Origin of the sequence: Halomonas sp. 3A7M (assembly GCF_014897875.1) — a bacterium.
In the GTDB taxonomy this organism is placed as follows: Bacteria; Pseudomonadota; Gammaproteobacteria; order Pseudomonadales; family Halomonadaceae; genus Vreelandella.
Genome location: NZ_JABUZD010000162.1, coordinates 2,731 through 23,671, shown reverse-complemented (window position 1 = coordinate 23,671; position 20,941 = coordinate 2,731). Strand labels below are relative to the sequence as shown.

Genomic DNA, 20,941 nt, shown 5'->3' with positions numbered 1-20,941 from the left:
ACGACGCTTTATGCATATTTAACGTCGCTTAATGTCAATTTTCATCACGCTATTTAGCCATACTGAAGCATGTTACTTAGAACCACTCTCAAGGAGCGGCCAATGAACCGCAACGTTATTTTAACTTGCGCTGTTACCGGCGCAGGCGATACCACCGGCAAAAATCCACATGTGCCTATCACACCTAAACAAATCGCTAACGACTGTATTGCCGCCGCGAAAGCCGGTGCCAGCGTTGCGCATATCCACGTTCGTGACCCTGAAACCGGCGGCATCAGCCACTCTCTCGATCATTTCCGCGAAGTAATGGAACGCGTACGCGAAGCGAACGTGGATATTGTCATGAACATTACTGCTGGCGGTGGCGGTGATTGGATTCCTGACGCCCAGGACCCCACACGCGGCGGCCCCGGCACGGATATCCAGACGCCCGCCCAACGCCATGAGCCAGTCGGTGAGCTTTTGCCCGAACTCTGTACCCTAGACTGCGGCAGCCTCAACTTTGGCGATATGGTCTACGTAAACCCTGCCGACTGGCTACGCGAGCACGCCCGCCTGGTGCAGGCCGCTGGCGTCAAACCAGAGCTTGAATGTTTCGACCTGGGCCACGTTTGGTTCGCACGTCAGCTACAGCAGGAAGGACTGATCGATGGCGATCCTCTTTACCAACTCTGCTTGGGCATCCCCTGGGGCGCTGAAGCCGATACTGAAACGATGTTGACCATGCGCAATAAATTGCCAGAAAACGCTCAGTGGGCAGCTTTCGGTATCGGTCGACATCAGATGCCCATGGTGGCTCAGGCGGTTCTACTAGGCGGTCATGCCCGCGTCGGTCTTGAAGATAATCTTTATCTTAAAAAGGGCGTAATGGCGACTAATGGGCAATTAGTTGAGAAAGCCGCCACTGTCATCGACAACCTGGGTGGCCGAGTGATGACACCCGCAGAAACTCGCGTGCACCTCAACTTACGCGATCCGCACAGCAGCCACTCCAACGCACTAACCACGGAAGGTCAGGCATGAGTCAACAGCTATCGGTTATAGGCACAGGGGTGATTGGCAATGGCTGGATCGCGCGCGCCCTGGCGCGTGGCTGGGACGTCGTGGCCTTTGATCCAGCCCCTGATGCACCACTGCGTACTCGCGCCTTCGTTGAGAATGCATGGGGATCTTTGCAGCGCCAGGGCCTAGCCGAGGGCGCCAGTCCCCAGCGGCTGCGCTTCGTGGAAAGCCTTGAGGCCGCTGTTGAAGGTGCCGACCTGATCCAGGAAAACGTACCCGAGCGACTCGCGCTTAAGCGTGAGGTACTTGCCGCCCTGGATGCCGCAGCAGCCCCAGAGATCTTGATCGGATCGTCAACATCCGGCTTCAAACCCACTGACTTGCAGCATGCCTGCACGCGGGCACCGGGGCGCGTGATCGTCGCACACCCCTTTAATCCCGTTTATTTACTGCCGCTCGTGGAACTGGTGGGCGGGGAAGCCACCGCGCCTGACGAGTTAGCGCGTGCCCATGCGCGCTATCAAGCCCTCGCCATGCGCCCGCTGGTCGTGCGCCGAGAAATAGAGGGGCATATTGCTGACCGCCTGATGGAAGCGCTCTGGCGTGAGGCGCTACACCTAGTCAATGATGGCGTGGCAACAACCGAAGAGATAGATGCCGCCGTCGTCTACGGCTGCGGTTTGCGTTGGCCACTAATGGGCACCTTTCTCACCTTTCATTTGGCTGGTGGCGAGTCAGGGATGCGCCACATGCTTGAACAGTTCGGTCCGGCGTTAAAACTACCGTGGACAAAGCTTGAAGCTCCCGAGCTTACCAACGAGCTGATTGATCGCGTGGTAGAAGGCTGCGAGCATCAAGCCGCTGGTCGCTCAGTGGCCGAGCTGGATCGCCGCCGTGATGACTTTCTGGTGGAACTGCTCAGCTTAGTACAAAAATATTGGCCTGAAGCCGAAGGTTTGGAAGGACGTATCTAATGATTATTTTACAAAGCCGCGTTGCCTCAGAGTGGGTCGATTACAACGGCCATATGAACGACGCCGAATATGCCCGGGTCTTCTCACTGGCAGTAGAAGAACTCATGGAGCATATCGGCTTAGATAGCGCAGGCCGAGCATGCTACGGCTACACGATCTACACCCTTGAGACGCATCTTTGTTATCGCCGCGAGGCCCACGAAGGGCAACCACTCAGCGTAGCGTTGACCCTGTTGGATCACGATACCAAACGCCTACATATTTTCTTCAAGCTACAGGATGAGACAGGCAACCTACTTGCCACCAGCGAGCAGATGCTGATGGGCATTGATATCGATACCGCTCGCCCTGCGCCTTTCCCTGCCCCCGTTGAAGAGGCCATCTCTGCATTGCCTCTAGCAGCGCCATCAACATGGCCAGAGTTGGCCGGCCGCACTATTGCCATACGGCGATAACGACACAGCAAAACCACAGAGTAAAACCACATAGCAAAGCAACACTAAAAATAATGAGAACCGTCCATCAGTGCGGACGGTTGACCGGGATTGCCGGCCCGACGTCCGGCCCAAGAGGACAAGCATATCGCTACGCCAACTTCCCCTCACCGACCCACGCCGCCTTCGCATAACAACTCACCCAAGGCCGAACTCAGTACAGACTACATGGTGACAGAGCTCGCCCAAGGCGGTTTCTTCCAAGGCATGCACAAGGGAATGACGCTAACTGCCAGCGGCCTAGTGTTGCTGTTCGTACTTTTCACCGGGCTTGGCTCAGATACAGCAGGCAGCGTGTTCGGAGCAACACGCGCCTGGATTGAGAGCACGTTTAGCGGTTATTACCTAATTACCGTAATGCTGCTACTAGCGGTCTGCGCCTTCATTGTCTTCAGCCGCTATGGAAGCGTAAGGCTTGGCACTGACGACAGCCGCCCAGAGTTCAGCAACTTTGCGTGGTTCTCGATGCTCTTCTCTGCAGGTATCGGCATTGGCATCCTTTTTTTTGGCGTCGCTGAGCCCGTGTTCTACCTTGACGATACTGGCGCCTTTGGCTATCCCAACAATCCTCATGCCGACATGGCCGGTGCCGCCGCCATCGGTCACGAGCGCGCTATCGATGCGTTACGCGTCACCGTTTTTCACTGGGGCCTTCACGGCTGGGCCATCTACGTGATTGTCGGTATGTCGCTGGCGTATTTTGCTTATCGAAAAGGGTTGCCGCTCGCACTGCGCTCGGCGCTTTATCCTTTTATCGGTGAACGCATCTTCGGCCCTATTGGTCATCTTTTCGATATCCTCGGGGTACTGGGCTGCGTCTTTGGCGTCGCTACGTCGCTGGGGCTTGGGGTTAGCCAAATGGTCGTTGGCTTAGAACGGCTAATAGGTGTCGACCCAGGGCTAAATACCCAGTTAGTGCTTATCGCGGGTATTTCAGTTATCTCAATACTCTCAGCCGTATCCGGCGTACGCGGCGGTATTCGTCTTATTTCCGAGATGAATATCTGGGTGTCCCTAGTGGTCGTGAGTATTTTCCTAATTGCAGGCCCCACGCTGTGGCTCATCATGGCGTTCGGCGAAACCATGCTCGACTACGCTATCAATTTTATTCCCATGGGACTTTGGTACGCTGATGAGGAAGGAACCGCCGCTTGGCAACAAGGTTGGACAATCTTCTACTGGGGCTGGTGGCTAGCCTGGGCTCCCTTTGTCGGTCTTTTCATCGCGCGAATTTCTAAAGGACGTACCTTACGCGAGTTTGTATTGGGCGTTCTGTTAGTACCTACCCTGATCATTTTTGTTTGGCTGATCATCTTTGGCGGCAACGCCATGTATCAGGAGTTATATGCAACGAATGGCCCTGGTAGCGCCGGTATTATTGAGCTGGTTAACGCTTGGAACCTACCCTCAGCACTGTTTGCCACGGCTGATGGCATTGTCGGCAGCGGCACGTTTGGCTGGATACTCTCCGCCATGATGGTATTCCTGCTAATGAGCTGGTTTGTCACCTCTTCAGACTCCGGCACGTTAGTGCTAACCACCATTTTATCGTTAGGTGACAATGAACCGCCTAAACGCTTCCGAGTGTTCTGGGGCGTGGTGATTGGTTTAGTGGCGGCGGTACTGCTGGTTGCCGGTGGTCTTACGGCGCTGCAAACAGCCCTTATTGCAGCCGCCCTGCCACTCAGTGTTGTAGTGCTAGTGATGACGGCTGGTGTGCTGATTTCGCTGTTCCGCGAGACGCTCGATGCCCGACGCAGAAAAACAGCCTAACACTCTGCCCTGTCACGCCAGGTGCGCTTAGCTGCGGCGCCTGGCGTACTTTCCCTTTTTAGCAACAGTTCTCCTTTCAAGCACCGCGTGAGGCGCGCGGCGAACTGCCAAAATGGGCACGGAAAGCACGTGAAAAGCTGGAGCTCGAACCAAACCCACACGCAACGCCCACCGCTAAAATCTCCATATCAGTCTCCATCAGCAAACGCTTTGCCCGCGCTAAACGAAGTGACAGATACCACTGGCGCGGTGTTTGATGAAGATGATCCTCAAACAGCCGCTGAAGCTGTCGAGAGGAAACGCCGATTCGCTCAGCAATCTCTGCGAGAGACAAAGGCTCTTCCAAATGGCGCTCCATCAATGCGACCGCTTCAATTAAGCGCCGGTTATGCGTCCCCAATCTTCGCGCTAATGTCATACGCTGTTGATCATGACGACTTCTCAAACGCTCATGGATAAGCTGCTCTGAGACATCGACGGCTAATTTGCTCCCATGACGCCTGGCGATGACTGCTAAGGCCATGTCCATGGCTGCGGCACCACCCGCACAGGAAAAACGCCGCTCCCCGATCTCAAATAGCTCGTCGGTCGTTTCAATCGTTGGAAAACGCTCACGAAAGACCGGCAAGCTCTCCCAATGCAAGGTGACCCGCTCACCCTTCAATAACTGAGCGGCGGCTAATATAAACCCTCCGGTGTCTAACCCACCTAGAGCACATCCGGCTTGATCAAGCCGATGCAGCCACGAAATGAGTGCTCGGCTTAAATGGTCTTCAGGCTCAAAGCCGCTACACACAGCCAACGATGGCAGGTCAAGACCACCTCCCATAGCCTGATCGACTAATAGCGTCATGCCATTGCTTGCGGTGACAGGCTCACCATCACGACTAAATAGCGTCCACTCAAACAGCGTGTGGCCGCTGATCCGATTGGCTATTCGTAACGGCTCTACCGCAGAAAAAAATGCCATCATTGAAAAGCGCGGTAATAATAAAAAACCAACGCGCTCTGGCAGTGATCCAGAATAGTTTAGGCGCAAAATAACTCCTAAAATAAGCGCTTTCTTATCGATGCTGACGATTACTAAACGAATCAGGCAACGCCAATGAATCCTCGTACATAATACACGCCCAACCAGCAACAGGATGCCCTGGGCCTTTGCACAAGGTACACTGGATAGGGTTAGACATTAGATTCATTTGAAAGGCACTTCATGACCAGCGCTCCCCCACTTTATCTGCAAATACAGCAGCACCTGTTAGAGAAAATCCAGGGAGGTGCCTGGCCAGCACACCACCAGATCCCTCCCGAAGAGCAACTTGCCCGAGATTTTGGGGTAAGCCGGATGACGGCTAATAAAGCGATTCGTGATCTCGTCCAAAAAGGCTACCTAACACGCCAGCCTGGGTTAGGTACCTTCGTGACAGATCGCAAGGCAGAGTCATCCCTGGTCGAGGTCTACAACATTGCTGATGAAGTGCGCTTCAGGGGACACCATTACAGTAATCACGTACTGGTATGTGAAGCCATTGAAGCGGATGACGAAGTCGCCTTACGGCTAGGCGTTCGCTTGGGTAGCCGCGTGTTTCAAACGCTGCTGGTGCATTTGGAAGACGACACGCCTATTCAGCTTGAAAACCGCTATGTTAACCCTCGCTGGGTACCCAACTACTTAACCAGTGATTTTTCACTGCACACACCCAATGAAGTATTGGTAGCGGCCTGCCCGATTACTGACGTCGAGCACACTGTTGAAGCCGTGCTTGTCGACCAGCAAACTGCCGATTGGCTTGCTATTGATACCGCCACCCCCTGCCTGAGCATGGTACGGCGCACGTGGTCAGGCGAGCAGCTCATCAGCTATGCCCGCCTACTGCATCCAGGCGACCGCTACAAACTGCGCTCCTCGGTGCATCGCCAAGCGTCTTAATTCCTTTCGTTACACCGAAGTATCTTACCCACAGCAAATGTATATACATGACAGCCTTTTAAAATCACAAACACCATAGAAAAAATATAGACATTAGTCTAATATAAAAATTATCAATCTCACCACAATAAAATTAAACCATTGAATTTAAAATAAAAAAACACATCGGATCGTTTTATACTTTATTACTATCTGACATTTCCCTACTAACCATCTTGACGAGGAAGCGCTTATTGATCTTAATTGTATATACATTAAGATTTTAAGGAGCTCCTCATGCCGAATGCAACGGATCGTCGCCTCTGGCGCGATATCAGCGTCTTCGATGGCTTGCGGACATTGCCCGACCGCATGGCCGTTATTACCGAAAGGGCACACATCATCGCCTTGTCGCCCATGAGTGAGTTCGACGAGCAACTCGCCAATAACTGCACAGAGATGGGCAGTGGCGGTGTGATGACCCCGGGTCTTGTGGATTGCCACACCCACCTTGTATTTGGCGGTTCTCGGGCTGAAGAGTTTGAAGCGCGGCTTGAAGGGGCTAGCTATGAAGAGATTGCTAAACGCGGTGGCGGCATTCTCAGTACCGTTCGTGCCACGCGCGAGGCTAGCGAAGATGAGCTGCTAAGACTCGCTAAACCGCGTCTTGAAGCACTGATTGCTGACGGCGTTACCACCGTGGAGATTAAGTCTGGCTACGGGCTTACCGTCAAAGATGAACTCAAGATGCTGCGTGTCGCGCGCCGTCTCGGCAAGATGCTGCCAGTCAACGTTGTCACGACGCTGCTGGGCGCCCATGCCCTCCCCCCAGAATACAAAGATGACAGCGACGGCTATATCGATCTTGTCTGCCAGGAAATGATCCCCGCAGCAGTGGCCGAAGGCCTGGCAGATGCGGTTGATGTGTTCTGCGAAAAAATCGCCTTCTCGGTGGAACAGTGCGAGCGAGTGTTTGCAGCCGCCGAGGCCCATGGCCTACCCATCAAGGCACACGCCGAACAGCTCTCTAACCTGGGCGGAACGGCCATGGCCGCGCGCCACGGAGCCCTATCTGCTGACCACATTGAGTACCTGGATGACACTGGCATCGCTGCCATGCGTGAGGCCGGTAGTGTGGCAGTAATCCTGCCCGGTGCCTTCCATACCCTTCGTGAAACGCAACAGCCGCCGATTGCGGCGCTGCGCAGCGCAGGCGTTCCAATGGCAGTGGCTACCGACGCCAACCCCGGCAGCTCCCCACTGTTTATGCCCACGCTAATGCTCAACTTGGCCTGCACGTTGTTCCGCCTGACTCCCCAAGAGGCCCTGGCGGGCATGACAGCCCATGGGGCAACTGCGCTAGGCCTATCGGGCAAAGGTCGCATCCACGAAGGTGCAGAAACCGACCTCTGTGTATGGGATATCGATGCACCCGCCGAGCTCGCTTACGCCGTACAACCAGGACGCCTTCGTCAGCGCATGTTCCAGGGAGTGCTTACCCATGGCCATTAATAGTGAAGCCACTGCCACTGAACTCGACATGTCACTCTGGACGGGCCGAACAGACCCTGAACCCAACAGTGAGCGCTGGCATCAAAAGATCCAACCGCTTAGCTCAACGGCAGCGCCGGGCTGTGCTTTATTAGGTTTTGAAAGCGATGCAGGTGTGGCCAGAAACCAGGGGCGTACCGGTGCCGCGCAAGGCCCTTCGGCACTGCGTAAAGCGCTGGCACCGCTGGCGTGGCACCGCACAGGCCCAGCCTATGATGCGGGAAATGTACGCTGCGAAGGCGATGCCCTAGAAACCGCCCAACATGCCCTCGCCGATCGATTAGCAGCGTTGCTTAAGGCTGAACACTTTCCCGTTGTGCTAGGTGGCGGCCATGAGGTGGCCTACGGTAGTTGGCTGGGGCTTGCCCAGCATCTCGCTAATAACGGTGAAAAAGCACCACGCATCGGCATTATCAATTTTGATGCCCACTTCGATCTGCGCGATCCCTCTCATGTGCGCTCTTCGGGCACCCCCTTTACGCAAATTGCGGATGAATGCGCCAAGCGCGGCTGGCCGTTTCGCTACGCCTGTTTAGGCGTAAGCCGCGCTGCCAACACGCGCGCGCTGTTTAACCGTGCTGCACAACTCGGCGTCATGGTTCGTGAAGACCGGGACTTTCAACCGGCGCAGCTTGAGTGCATTCGGCGCGATCTGGAACGCTTCATGGTGCGTTGCGACCACCTCTATCTAACCATCGATCTGGATGTACTGCCCGCAGGGGAAGCTCCTGGCGTTAGCGCTCCCGCCGCTCGCGGCGTCTCACTCGCACTGATTGAACCGCTGATTGAGACCATCCGCGACAGCGGCAAGCTGCGCTTAGCTGATCTCGCCGAGCTAAATCCCGATCACGATATCGATAGCCGTACGGCCCGCGCGGCAGCACGAACTGTCTTTCAGTTGGCGCTCGACACCTAGCGCCCGGATTCATTAATCCATCTATTACTAGCCCTTTAATAACAAACCGATGACCCAAGAGGAGTTTCTCCATGTCCACTAACGACAAACGTCACGACGCATCCCGTAAGATTGCTGCCCCTACCGGTAGCCAGCTCAGCTGCAAAAGCTGGCTGACCGAAGCCCCGCTGCGCATGCTAATGAACAACCTCCACCCTGACGTGGCTGAACGCCCCGAGGATTTGGTGGTATACGGCGGCATTGGCCGCGCCGCGCGTGATTGGGAGTGCTACGACAAAATCGTTGAGACTCTGCAGCGCCTGGAAGATACGCAAACCTTACTGGTGCAATCCGGCAAACCGGTAGGCGTATTTGAAACCCATAAAGACGCCCCTCGGGTACTTATTGCCAACTCCAACCTGGTCCCCGCCTGGGCCAACTGGGAACACTTCAACGAGTTGGATCGCAAAGGCCTAATGATGTACGGCCAGATGACCGCAGGCTCATGGATTTACATCGGCTCTCAAGGCATTGTCCAAGGCACCTACGAAACCTTTGTGGAAGCGGGCCGCCAACACTTCGACGGCAATCTAACAGGCCGCTGGGTTCTCACTGCAGGCCTGGGTGGCATGGGTGGCGCTCAACCACTCGCCGCTACCCTGGCCGGCGCCTGCTCGCTGAATATCGAGTGTCAGCAAACCAGCATCGACTTCCGCCTGCGCACGCGCTATCTAGATGAGCAAGCAGACGATCTCGACGATGCGTTAGCGCGTATCGAACGCTACACTGCCGAAGGCAAAGCCGTCTCGATTGGCCTGTGTGCGAATGCTGCGGATGTACTACCCGAACTGGTCAAGCGTGGCGTGAAGCCCGACATGGTCACTGACCAAACCAGTGCCCACGACCCGCTACACGGCTACCTGCCTGCAGGCTGGACCTGGGAAGAGTACGTGGCACGTGGTAAATCCGAACCACAAGCCACCGTAAAAGCGGCCAAGCAATCGATGGCCGTGCATGTACAAGCCATGCTCGACTTCCAGAAGATGGGCGTACCCACTTTCGACTACGGCAACAATATTCGCCAAATGGCTCAAGAAGAAGGTGTTGAAAATGCCTTCGACTTCCCTGGTTTTGTACCTGCCTATATCCGCCCCTTATTCTGCCAGGGAATTGGCCCCTTCCGCTGGGCCGCGCTTTCAGGCGACCCGGAAGACATTTACAAGACCGACCAGAAAGTCAAAGAGCTGATCCCTGACGACCCGCACCTGCACAACTGGCTGGATATGGCCCGCGAGCGCATCAGCTTCCAAGGTCTTCCGGCGCGTATCTGCTGGGTCGGCCTGAAAGACCGTGCGCGTCTTGGCCAAGCCTTCAACGAGATGGTCAAAAACGGCGAGCTTAAAGCACCCGTCGTGATTGGCCGTGACCACCTGGACTCCGGTTCCGTGGCAAGCCCCAACCGCGAGACCGAGGCGATGATGGATGGCTCCGACGCCGTCTCAGACTGGCCGCTGCTGAATGCCCTGCTTAACACCGCCGGTGGTGCGACCTGGGTCTCGCTACACCACGGTGGCGGTGTCGGCATGGGCTATTCCCAACACTCTGGGGTGGTTATCGTCGCCGACGGCACCGATGATGCCCACGCACGCCTTGGCCGCGTGCTGCGCAACGACCCGGGCACTGGCGTTATGCGCCATGCCGATGCAGGCTACGACATTGCCAAACAATCTGCCCGTGAAAACGGCCTCGATTTGCCGATGCTGAAGAGCTAATTCAACAACTTCAAGGAGCACTCATAATGACCCATCTCGATATTCAGCCCGGCAAAATGACACTGGCGCAGGCGCGCCAGGTCTTTCAATCCCCCGTCACGGTTAGCCTGCCAAGCAGTGCCGACGAGGCGATCCAAAAAAGCGTCGATTGCGTCAATCGGGTAGTTGAGGAAAACCGCACGGTCTACGGTATTAACACCGGGTTTGGGCTACTTGCTCAAACACGTATCGCCGATGAAGACCTGGAAGCACTGCAGCGTTCGCTAGTGCTTTCCCATGCCACCGGCGTGGGCGCTGCGATGGATGACAGCCTTGTGCGGCTGATCATGGTGCTTAAGGTTAACAGCCTGGCACGCGGCTTTTCCGGTATTCGTCGTGAAGTGCTTGATGCCCTTATCGCATTGATCAACGCCGAAGTGTATCCGCATATTCCGCTCAAAGGTTCTGTGGGTGCGTCAGGTGATCTCGCGCCGCTGGCCCATATGAGTGTGGTACTGATTGGTGAAGGCAAAGCACGCTACAAAGGCGAGTGGCTCAGTGCCGAAGAAGCGCTAAAAGTCGCCGGTCTTAGCCCGATTGCACTGGCTCCGAAAGAGGGTCTCGCGCTGCTCAACGGCACCCAGGTGTCAACGGCTTACGCGCTACGCGGCCTGTTCGATGCCGAAGACCTCTATGCTGCCGCCACAGTTTGCGGCTCACTGACGGTTGAAGCCACGCTGGGCTCACGCTCACCGTTCGATGCGCGCATTCATGAAGTACGTGGCCAACGTGGCCAGATCGATGCGGCGGCGGCCTACCGACATTTACTCGGCGAGAGCAGCGACATCGGCAACTCCCACGCCAACTGCGATAAAGTGCAAGATCCTTACTCCTTGCGCTGCCAGCCACAGGTGATGGGTGCAGCACTGACACAGATTCGCCATGTTGCCGATGTATTGGCGGTGGAAATCAACGCGGTGTCTGATAACCCTTTAGTTTTTACTGACAGAGGGTTTGAAGATACCGACGACATCATCTCCGGCGGCAACTTCCATGCCGAACCGGTGGCCATGGCGGCTGATAACTTAGCCTTGGCGATTGCCGAAATTGGCTCACTGGCGGAACGCCGCATCTCGCTGATGATGGACAAACACATGTCCCAGTTACCGCCCTTCCTGGTCGAGAAAGGCGGCGTCAACTCCGGGTTTATGATCGCCCAGGTAACAGCAGCCGCGCTTGCCAGTGAAAATAAAGCCTTAGCGCACCCGCATAGCGTGGATAGCCTGCCGACTTCAGCCAACCAGGAAGACCATGTTTCCATGGCCCCGGCAGCGGGTAAGCGGTTATGGGAAATGGCCGATAATGTACGCGACATTCTAGCCATCGAGTGGCTCTGTGCCTGCCAAGGGCTTGATATGCGCCACGACTTACAGACAACGCAACAACTTGAGCAAGCCAAGCAGTTGCTGCGTGAACATGTCACCCACTACGAACAGGACCGCTTCTTCGCGCCAGACATTGAAGCCGCCAGCAGCTTGTTGGCAGCCAGAACGCTGAGCCACCTGCTTCGCCCTGGCACCCTGCCAAGCCAGCACTAAGCGGTCACTCCTGCCCCGCAGCAACAGGCTGCGGGGCTTCACCGCATTCAATTCCAGCTAAATCACATTCCAGCTAAATCTAACTCCAGCTAATTCTAACTCCAACGACAAGAGTAGCTATTCATGAATGCTATCGTTTTGGCCATTTTAGTAATGGTCAGCCTCAGCTTGGCTCGCGTTTCCGTTGTCTTTGCCTTAATCGTCGCAACGTTGGTGGGTGGGCTTTATGCGGGCATGCCGATTAATGCCATCCTTGATGCCTTTAACGACGGTCTTGGCAACGGCGCTACTGTAGCCCTGGCCTATGCCGTGCTGGGTGCTTTCGCCGTCGCACTCTCACGCTCGGGCATCACCGAAGTAATGGCAAACCGCGCCATTGCGCGTTTTCATGTTGATGATTCTGGCAGCAGTCGCCGCATGGTGACCTATACCCTACTGGCCGCCCTATTGGCCGCCGCGGTCAGCTCTCAGAACCTTATTCCGGTACACATTGCCTTCATTCCTGTACTGGTTCCGCCGTTACTAAAACTAATGAATCACCTTCAGCTCGACCGCCGACTCGTTGCTTGTGTGATTACCTTCGGTATTACCGCCCCCTATATGCTGTTACCGGTAGGGTTTGGCGCTATCTTTCTGAACGATATTTTGCTCACCAACCTCAATGAAAGTGGTGCCGAATTTGGCCTAGAAGTCACCCGTCAGATGGTGCCCATGGCAATGGTGATTCCTATTGGTGGCATGGCATTGGGCCTTGCCGTAGCAGTATTGTTTAGCTATCGCAAAGGGCGTAACTACCAAGACCGAGACCTGGCCAAGGGCGATGAAACCCCAGCGCAAGCGGCCCAGCATTTGCAAGGTTGGCAAAAAGCCGTACTGGCAATCGCACTGGTTGGCACCGTGGCCGTTCAGCTCTACACCGGTTCAATGGTGCTGGGGGGAATCTTTGGCTTTGCTCTGCTGTCACTCAGCGGCGTCTTCCGCTGGCATGAACAGGACGGCATCTTCACTGAAGGCATGCGTATGATGGCCTTGGTTGGGTTCATTATGATCACCGCGGCGGGCTTCGCCAGTGTGATGCAGGCCAGTGGCGAGGTTGAAGCGCTGGTCAGCAGCTCTACAGAAGTCATTGGTGATAATAAAGGCTTGGCAGCGCTGATTATGCTGCTTGTGGGCCTTTTCATTACCATGGGTATTGGCTCCTCCTTCTCAACAATCCCAATTATCGCATCGCTATACGTACCACTCGCACTTAACTTTGGTTTTTCGCCACTCGCTACCGTGGCGCTGGTAGGCACCGCAGCCGCCTTGGGCGATGCAGGCTCTCCGGCCTCCGACTCAACGCTTGGCCCAACCGCCGGTCTCAATGCCGACGGCCAGCACGACCATATTTGGGACAGCGTTGTTCCGACCTTCCTGCACTACAATATCCCGCTGATTGCCTTTGGCTGGATAGCTGCAATGATCCTATAACGCTCAGCCCCGCTTTTCTGCGCAATAATCCTTCCCCAAAACGACGCCACCCCGCTCAGTTGAGCGGGGTGGTTTCGTCAGCAAACACAGTAAATTACTACCTGTATTGGCAATAATTACTCGCTATCTGTCTCTGTATCGCTATCGCTTGGACGCAACACCTTCGGGTTAGAGTTTCCCCATACCGTGTAAAGATCGGCAAGTAGCGCGCCATTAAGGTCTTCAAGTTCTCCAATGGTAATTCGCTCGTCCCCCTGAAGTCCGTAAAGTACCACTTCATCGCCCGGTGCCACTCCCTCGACATCCGTCACGTCTACCATGGTCGTGTTCATTGACACTTTTCCCATAACCGGCACACGCTCACCGTTGACCAGTACAAAGGCAGCGTCTGTGAAAACACGGCGGTAGCCGTCAGAGTAGCCAACAGGCAAGTTCGCCAATAAGCTATCGCGCTCCAGCACCCTGACATTATCGTAACCAACGCCGCTGCCTTGCGCGTAATCGTTAACCGACGCTACACGCGTGCGAAACGACATCACCGGTTTGAACTGTTCATAATGGGGTAGATCGCCATACAGCAAGCCACCCGGGCGCACCATATCAAGGCGTGCTTCAGGCACTTCCATGGTGGTAAATGAGTTGGCGGCGTGAAGCGTTAGCGCCTCGCGATCCAGGTTAGCCGTCTCGATTAACCAGTCACTTTGCTCGTGAAACGCCTCCAGCCCCTGGCGAACAAAATCTTCATCCTCAAAAGCAAAGTGGGTCATGATGCCCACCAGCTCTAACGACGCTAAGTCTTGAAGTTCTAACGCTTCCTGGCGTCCTGCTTCATTATCAAGCGCCATGCCATTGCGCCCCATACCGCCAGCATTCAGGCCCAAATGGTAGCGCAGTGTAACCCCCGCCTCAGCTGCATCGCTGGAGGCTTGACGAGCAGCCGTTATATCGCCGAATAGCTCTTCCATGCCGTAATCAAAAGCACCGCGCACTTCTTCTGGTGTCGCGCTGCGCACGCGCATTAAACGTCCATCGAAACCAGATGCCCGAACAACCCGCGCTTCTTCGTTACTCGCCACACCAATACAAGGAATACCTAACGCGATCACGGAAGGCATTAAATTAGCAATGCCGTGACCGTAGGCATCGGCTTTCATAATGGCGCAAAGCTCCGCTTCTTCGCCCAATAATTCCAGAACACCGCGAACGTTCCCTTCAAAAGCCGATTGCGAGATTTCTACCCAGGCATTGGCACTCAAGTGTTCCGGGCTATCAACGAGCAATGCTTGGTCGCTCAGCAACGGCGCCGCATAGCTGGTAGTAGTAACAGTGGCAGCAATAGCGGCAGCTAACAGGGTTAGTGGATATTTCATTATCAAATCCTTGATTCGTTTTCATTGTTAAGACCCCACTGCTCACACTACCCCTACTAAACAATTCTTAACGATAGCGCGTGCCGCGTTTATTAAAAAAAGCAGCGCTAGGACGCAATAACCTGATGAGAAGGAAAGATCTTTCGCTGATTACTCTGACTGAAAGCGTGGAGCAACTCTTCTGCTCGGCATGTATTCAAGCGCCAAAACTCATTAAAACCCGCCAATATTCCAATCCCTGTTTCAAGTGCTGCCTCAAGCCACATCCAAAGATAATTTAGGCCAATAACAGACTCGACGATCTGTTGGCTACACCGTTTATCAACGCTTACCTAATACACCTGATCAGCAATCTATCGCTCAAAAACACAATAACTAAATTAAAATTAATAAAAAATTAATTTATAGACGCAGTTTCAGTTTGGTTTGACATCAGTCAACGTAATGCAAAAATGTTGATGTTAGACGATTTTATAGAAATTTTTTATAGCCTGAGCACCATGCGTGTGATTAAACTGGGGGCGCAACATGGTTTCGAAACTGAAGCATGGATGCCCTCTATAACTCTAATCGCTACCAACAAAGAGGTTTTATGAAGCTCTCAACATCCGTGAAATGCGCCCTAGCGACGTCCATCGCCGCTTCCATCATGGCTAGCCAAGCGCTCTATGCCGATACCGTTCGTTTACGCATGCACACGTTTTATGGCACCGAAGTGGATCAGATTGCAGCTGATTTGCGGGAACGGGTAAGTGAAGCGAGTGATGGCACTATCAACATTCAATTTTTCCGTGGCGGCGAGCTAGTCAGCAGCGACCAGTTTGTCGAAGCTGTTGCCCGTGGGAGCATTGATATCGGCCATGGTGTGGGTAGTTACTGGCCTGGCACTGTTGGTATCGGCACTATCGAAGGGGGCCTACCTGGAGCATGGGTAAGCGCTGAAGAAGCACACGATATATTTGCCAACCAAGGCCTTGATGAACTCATCGCAGAAGCTTACGAAGAGCAAGGCGTTAAGCTGATTGGCCGCGGCTTTGGTAGCGATTATGGTCTAGTCACCCGAGAGCCTGTTTCCAGCCTAGAAGATCTTTCCAGCATGCGCATCCGCGCAACCAGCTCCATTGCAACGGTGCTGGAAAAATTCGATATCCCAACAGCCTTTATTCCTGGTGAAGAGCTCTACGTTGCGCTTTCGACAGGCGTTATCGACGGTGCTATTTACGGTGGCCCTGTTGAGTACGAACAGCTACGAATTAATGAAGTAGCGGGCTACTACACCGATATCAACTTACTCAACCCAGGCTGGACAGAAAACGCATTCATCAACCCCCGCACCTGGGAACGGATGAGCGAAGAGCAGCAGCAAATCTTGGTAGATGAGCTAGCTCAGTACCTGGAAGACGTTCACAACTGGCTTGAAGAAGGCAACCAACGCATCATCGATGAAGGTGAGCTGTTTGAATTCGCCACCCTGCCAGCAGAAGATTCAAAGCGCCTAGCCGAAGCATCTTTGCCGATTTGGGAAGAGGAAGCGGCACGCTCTGAGCGAAATGCCCAAGCCGTTGAAATCTTGATTAATAACGCCAAAGCGCAAGGAAGATTGAGTGAGTAAGATCAACCGATATCTACGCTTTCAGGATGGGCTTTCCGACTGGGTCGGACGAGTCACCGCTTGGCTGACGCTAGGTATTATCGGTGTACTGCTCTATGAAGTAGTCGCTCGCTATGTACTCAATGCCCCCACTGTGTGGGGGCACGAACTAGCGACGATGTTCTTCGGTGCGCTGAGTATCCTGGCTGGCAGCTATACCTTACGCCACCAAAGCCACGTGCGCAGTGATGTCATCTATCGCCTGCTGCCCTTCCGCATGCAGGCGTTGTGTGACGTGATTGTGTTCTCACTGGGTATCTTGGTGCTGAGCGTATTTTTCACCATGGCCGTGGAATTTGCCCACCGCTCCTGGCTAATTGGTGAGTATTCCAACCGAAGCATTTGGCGTCCAGCGCTTTGGCCGATAAAAGCGACCATTCCAATTGCCGTTGGATTGCTAATTCTGCAGAGCGTAGCAGAGCTAGTGAGGGCCATCGTGCGTTTACTTGGCATTCCCTATGATGATCCGCGAGACGACATTAGCGACGCTGATTAAATACAGCCCGTCTCTGTTTAAACAGAGTGCTGCTTAACCCTCGCTCTATTTCAACGTGGTTTTACCGTGAAAAATAAGAGACACACCCCGGCACGTCCTTGTGGATATGCCATGCAAAGGGTATCCCTATGTTAAATTTAGACCCCATGATAATTACGGCGATCATGTTTCTCTCCATGATCGTCCTAATGGCAATAGGCGCTCCGCTAGCGTGGGCGTTGATGATATCGGGCATGGGAAGTGCCTACATGATGTTTGGCCCTGGTGGCTTGGACTTCTTGCTCTCATCGGCATACAGCACCATGGACAACTTTCTCCTGGTGGCCCTCCCGCTGTTCATCTTTATGGGATTGGTACTGGAACGTTCCGGTATTACCGATGATCTTTTCGAGATGATGCATAAGCTGATGGGCAGCCTTCCTGGCGGGCTCGGGATAGGCACCATTCTGATCTGCGCCCTTATCGCTGCCATGGCGGGAGTCTCAGGGGCAGCTACCGTCAGCCTAGGGATCATTGCATTACCGGCAATGCTCAAGCGGGGCTATCACAAGCGGCTAGTCACCGGCACTATCATGGCAGGTGGGGCATTAGGTTTTCTCATCCCGCCTAGCATCTTGATGATTGTTTATGCGTTTCTGGCCCGTGAATCGGTAGGAAAGCTATTTGCTGCTGGCTTAGTGCCTGGCCTAATGCTTGCCGCTATTTACATGGCCTATATATTGATACGCTGCCGCATAAACCCTTCTCTAGGTCCCGCTGCGCCAGTAGAAGAACGCTTTAGTGCCAAAGAAAAGCTGATGTCTTTGCGCCACGTTATTGCCCCAGGCCTTTTGGTCACTGCCGTATTGGGCTGCATTATCGGAGGGGTAACCTCGCCTTCCGAAGCCTCTGCAGTCGGGGCTGGCGGTGCCATGCTGATTGCAGCGCTGAGAGGTCGGCTTAACTGGAGCCTGCTGCGCTACGCGATGCTCAGCACGGCCAAAATAACCGGTATGCTGCTCTGGATTGCCATTGCCGCGGTATTCTTTAGCCGTATCTATATGGGCTTAGGCGCCGGTATGATCGTCAGTGATTTTATTAATGACTTCTCGCTGTCGCCCTATACCGTCATCATCATCATGCTGATTAGCTTTTTTGCACTGGGCATGTTTCTCGATGACTTTGCGATCCTGTTCATCACGATTCCGCTTTATGTGCCAATCGTACGTGACTTAGGGTTCGATACTACCTGGTTTGCGGTGCTGTTTATTATAAGTATGCAGTCCGCTTATCTGACACCGCCCTTTGGGTATAACCTGTTCTATATGCGATCAGTCGCGCCAAAGTCCATTACTATCGTCGATATCTATCGTTCAGCACTGCCGTATGTTGCTCTACAGATAGTGGGATTAGCAATTATCGTACTATTCCCAAGTATTGCGCTGTGGTTGCCCAACTTACTGTTCTAAACAAGCGTATCAAACGGCTAACGAACAGCAACCCAACTAAAAAGGCCCTAATGATTAGGGCCTTTTCTTTTAGCGTTTCTGCGCTGCCTTCTGTTGCCCTATGCGACACTTTGTTGGCGCATTACCTGCGCAATAATCGGCACAGGAGACATCAAGTGTTCGTGCATCAATGCCACTGCTTCATCCTTGCGGCGCTCAAGGGTGGCGTCTACTAAAGCGGCATGCTCTTGGCGCTTTGCTTCAAGGGCTTGAGCAGAAAACACGGTTTCTTTAAGCCACAAAAAACGGTAGCGCTGAACTTTATCAAACAGCCCAGCGCGCACTTTCATCAAATGCGGAGAGTTACAACCAACGACCATCGCGGTGTGAAAATCACTATGTCGTCTATCCCAAATATCTAATAGCCCTTCTGTCGAACTCATTTCCGTCAGCTTTGCTAATTGATAAGACTTTGCCAAGATATTAGCTTCCCAGGCATCATCGCCACGCTCTATCGCAAGCCCCAACATCATCGCTTCAACTTGCGCCCGGGCATCGTAAATATCGTTAAGCTCAGCGAGCGACATGGGTGCCACACGATAGCCACGTTGGCTAATTGCCACCACTAAATGCTCAGCAACAAGCTGGGAAAGTGCTTCTCGCAGAGGACCAATACCCAGGTCATAGCGTGCTTTAAGCACACTCATACGCAATTTTTCGTCAGGCTGAAAAGTGCCTTTAATAATATCTATCTTAAGTAGCTTGTAAGCACGAATACCCAAGTTTTCCTTGGCATCCGCCTTTTCGTCTGGGAAGAAAGATGAATTCATGAGTATGCATTTTGCAAAGTGGGTCAAAATAATAGCACACCTTGTAACAGCTGTTTGAACGTGTTCTGCCCTGGCACTCAATAACAACGGCAACAAGCAATAAAAAAAGCCGATGCAGACTAGCTGCATCGGCTCCTATCAATACTCTCTATTTGACAATCCTCCTCTCCCTGAAGGAAGAGGATTCCCGGGTTGTCGCCTTCCCGGTTCCTGCTTCACTGCCCGTTGCCTTCGGTGATGGCACCGCCGGTCTTACACAGGCTCCACAGGCTTAACCTCCCGTGTGCCCCACGGTAGTTTTCTCGTGATGACGGAGCTTGTCTGCTCCCGCAAGGATCGCTTTGCCGGCCTGCAAGATATTGCGGGCAGCATTCATGTCGCGGTCGATGCCTTGGGTGCCACATGACGGACAATCCCAGGTGCGGACATTCAGCGGCATCGACTCGGCGATGTGGCCACAGTGGAAACAGCGCTTCGAGCTGGGATACCACTTGTCGATCTGCACGAAATCGCGCCCATACCACTCGGCCTTGTAGGCAAGCTGGAGCGTGATTGGTGCCAGCCCACATCGCTGATCGCCTTCGACAGTGACCGGTTCTGGAGCAGGTTCTTGACCTGCAAGCTCTCGGCAGCAATGACTTGGTTCTCGTGAATGAGCTGCGTGGTGAGCTTGTGAGTGGCATCGCGGCGCTGGTCAGCCCGCTTGGCATGCAGCCGTGCCACCTTCAGCCGGGCCTTGGCCCGGTTGTTCGAGCCGCGCTGCTTGCGCGACAGCGCCCGCTGGGCGCGGGCCAGCTTGCGCTCTGTCTGCCGGATGAAGCGCGGATTAGGGATCTTGTTGCCATCGCTGGTGATGACGCGATGCGTCAGCCCCAGGTCGAGCCCGACCATCTTCGGCGTGACCGGCAATGCCGCCTGCTCCTCTTCCACCAGGAAGCTGACATGGTAGCGACCGGCGGTGTCGAGGCTGACGGTGATGCTGCTGGGCTCACCGCTGAAGCGTCGGCTCCAGCGAATGTTCAGCGGGTCCTTCTGTTTGGCCAGCCACAACTGACCATCGCGCCAGCGAAAGCCGTTGGCCATGTAGGTCGCCGACTGCTTGCGGCGCTTCTTCTTGAAGCTGGGATAGCGAGCCTGGCCTTTGAAGAAGTTGGCGAACGCCCTGTCCAGATGGCGCAGCGACTGTTGGAGGCAGACGTTGGACACCTCGGCCAGAAAAGCGGTGTCCGGCTGCTTCTTGAGGGCCGTGAGTGCCTTGGCGGTGGCGTTGTAGCCCGTGCGCTCCTGGCGCTCGAACCAGGCATCCGTGCGTTCGCGCAGAAAGTGATTGTAGACGTACCGCACGCAACCGAACGTCCGAGCCAGCTGGTCAGCCTGCTCGGGCGTTGGGGTGAAACGATAGCGGTAGGCGCGAAAGACGGTAGTCATGCGACAAATCTAGTGTGTTGTATTTAGCCTGTCAAATAGAGGCGCTAGCGCGCCTCGCGCTTTCCTTCCTCGCACTAGAAGTACGAGGTTTGACGCGCATCTTAATCATCAGAAACCAGAATGGATACAATAGTATCTACTATATGGACAAAAACCCCATAATGGCCACTATTGTATCCACCAACGACCGTCATATGGAAAATGACTCGATGACCACAGTGACAACAGTACTTTGAGCTTGAAAATCACTTGCCGATGCCAGGGTCAGCCAGTGGTTCCCCAGCAGCAAGCAAGGAACATACGAACCGCCGAGCTGGGGGGG

At 54.2% G+C, this 20,941-nt stretch carries 16 protein-coding genes and 1 pseudogene; 13 read left to right on the top strand and 4 right to left on the bottom strand.

Annotated elements, in window-relative coordinates:
• Positions 1-102 precede the first annotated feature (102 nt).
• From INT19_RS13975 to INT19_RS13960, 4 genes are all read left to right on the top strand, one after another.
• On the top strand, positions 103-1,023 hold the full coding sequence (locus INT19_RS13975; protein WP_193061220.1) for a 3-keto-5-aminohexanoate cleavage protein: 921 nt from the start codon (positions 103-105) through the stop codon (positions 1,021-1,023).
• Positions 1,020-1,976 (top strand): L-carnitine dehydrogenase, encoded by a 957-nt coding sequence (locus INT19_RS13970; protein WP_193061219.1) that lies wholly within the window; start codon positions 1,020-1,022, stop codon positions 1,974-1,976. Before INT19_RS13975 ends, INT19_RS13970 begins: the two co-directional genes overlap by 4 nt.
• Positions 1,976-2,431, top strand: coding sequence for a thioesterase family protein (locus INT19_RS13965; RefSeq protein WP_193061218.1), 456 nt, complete (start codon positions 1,976-1,978; stop codon positions 2,429-2,431). The genes INT19_RS13970 and INT19_RS13965 overlap by 1 nt, the downstream gene beginning before the upstream one ends.
• Before the next feature lie 90 nt (positions 2,432-2,521).
• Positions 2,522-4,243: a BCCT family transporter gene (locus INT19_RS13960; RefSeq protein WP_446719028.1), complete on the top strand. Its 1,722-nt coding sequence runs from the start codon at positions 2,522-2,524 to the stop codon at positions 4,241-4,243.
• Between the two features lie 76 nt (positions 4,244-4,319).
• On the opposite strand, the gene INT19_RS13955 is transcribed toward INT19_RS13960, so the two are convergent.
• The gene (locus INT19_RS13955) at positions 4,320-5,282 is read right to left on the bottom strand and encodes a GlxA family transcriptional regulator (RefSeq protein WP_193061217.1); all 963 of its coding nucleotides are present in this window, start codon (positions 5,280-5,282) and stop codon (positions 4,320-4,322) included.
• Between the two features lie 174 nt (positions 5,283-5,456).
• On the opposite strand from INT19_RS13955, the gene hutC reads away from it, so the two are divergent.
• The 6 genes from hutC (at position 5,457) to INT19_RS13925 (ending at position 13,417) form a co-directional block, all read left to right on the top strand.
• Positions 5,457-6,173, top strand: coding sequence for a histidine utilization repressor (gene hutC, locus INT19_RS13950; protein ID WP_089037552.1), 717 nt, complete (start codon positions 5,457-5,459; stop codon positions 6,171-6,173).
• Positions 6,174-6,449: 276 nt separating this feature from the next.
• Positions 6,450-7,664, top strand: a complete 1,215-nt coding sequence (gene hutI / locus INT19_RS13945) for an imidazolonepropionase (protein WP_193061216.1) — start codon at positions 6,450-6,452, stop codon at positions 7,662-7,664.
• On the top strand, positions 7,654-8,619 hold the full coding sequence (gene hutG, locus INT19_RS13940; RefSeq protein WP_193061215.1) for a formimidoylglutamase: 966 nt from the start codon (positions 7,654-7,656) through the stop codon (positions 8,617-8,619). Before hutI ends, hutG begins: the two co-directional genes overlap by 11 nt.
• A gap of 71 nt (positions 8,620-8,690) precedes the next feature.
• Positions 8,691-10,370, top strand: coding sequence for a urocanate hydratase (hutU, locus tag INT19_RS13935; RefSeq protein WP_089037548.1), 1,680 nt, complete (start codon positions 8,691-8,693; stop codon positions 10,368-10,370).
• 26 nt (positions 10,371-10,396) lie between these two features.
• On the top strand, positions 10,397-11,947 hold the full coding sequence (gene hutH / locus INT19_RS13930; protein ID WP_193061214.1) for a histidine ammonia-lyase: 1,551 nt from the start codon (positions 10,397-10,399) through the stop codon (positions 11,945-11,947).
• 123 nt (positions 11,948-12,070) lie between these two features.
• The gene (locus tag INT19_RS13925; RefSeq protein WP_193061213.1) at positions 12,071-13,417 is read left to right on the top strand and encodes a Na+/H+ antiporter family protein; all 1,347 of its coding nucleotides are present in this window, start codon (positions 12,071-12,073) and stop codon (positions 13,415-13,417) included.
• A gap of 116 nt (positions 13,418-13,533) precedes the next feature.
• Here INT19_RS13925 and alr read toward each other — a convergent pair whose 3' ends face one another.
• Positions 13,534-14,787 carry an alanine racemase gene (gene alr / locus INT19_RS13920; RefSeq protein ID WP_193061212.1) on the bottom strand — a complete coding sequence of 418 codons (1,254 nt, stop codon included), beginning with the start codon at positions 14,785-14,787 and terminating at the stop codon, positions 13,534-13,536.
• 592 nt (positions 14,788-15,379) lie between these two features.
• On the opposite strand from alr, the gene dctP reads away from it, so the two are divergent.
• The 3 genes from dctP to INT19_RS13905 all read left to right on the top strand — a co-directional run bounded on the left by dctP (position 15,380) and on the right by INT19_RS13905 (position 18,382).
• A complete protein-coding gene (dctP, locus tag INT19_RS13915; RefSeq protein ID WP_095603242.1) occupies positions 15,380-16,399 on the top strand; it encodes a TRAP transporter substrate-binding protein DctP in 1,020 nt (339 codons plus the stop codon).
• The gene (locus INT19_RS13910) at positions 16,392-16,934 is read left to right on the top strand and encodes a TRAP transporter small permease subunit (RefSeq protein WP_038485821.1); all 543 of its coding nucleotides are present in this window, start codon (positions 16,392-16,394) and stop codon (positions 16,932-16,934) included. Before dctP ends, INT19_RS13910 begins: the two co-directional genes overlap by 8 nt.
• 128 nt (positions 16,935-17,062) lie before the next feature.
• Positions 17,063-18,382, top strand: a complete 1,320-nt coding sequence (locus tag INT19_RS13905) for a TRAP transporter large permease (protein WP_089037544.1) — start codon at positions 17,063-17,065, stop codon at positions 18,380-18,382.
• Between the two features lie 98 nt (positions 18,383-18,480).
• On the opposite strand, the gene csiR is transcribed toward INT19_RS13905, so the two are convergent.
• Entirely contained in the window at positions 18,481-19,191 is a 711-nt protein-coding gene (gene csiR, locus INT19_RS13900; RefSeq protein WP_193061211.1) for a DNA-binding transcriptional regulator CsiR, read from the bottom strand.
• 271 nt (positions 19,192-19,462) lie between these two features.
• A pseudogene (locus INT19_RS13895) lies at positions 19,463-20,619 on the bottom strand (RNA-guided endonuclease InsQ/TnpB family protein).
• Positions 20,620-20,941 lie beyond the last annotated feature (322 nt).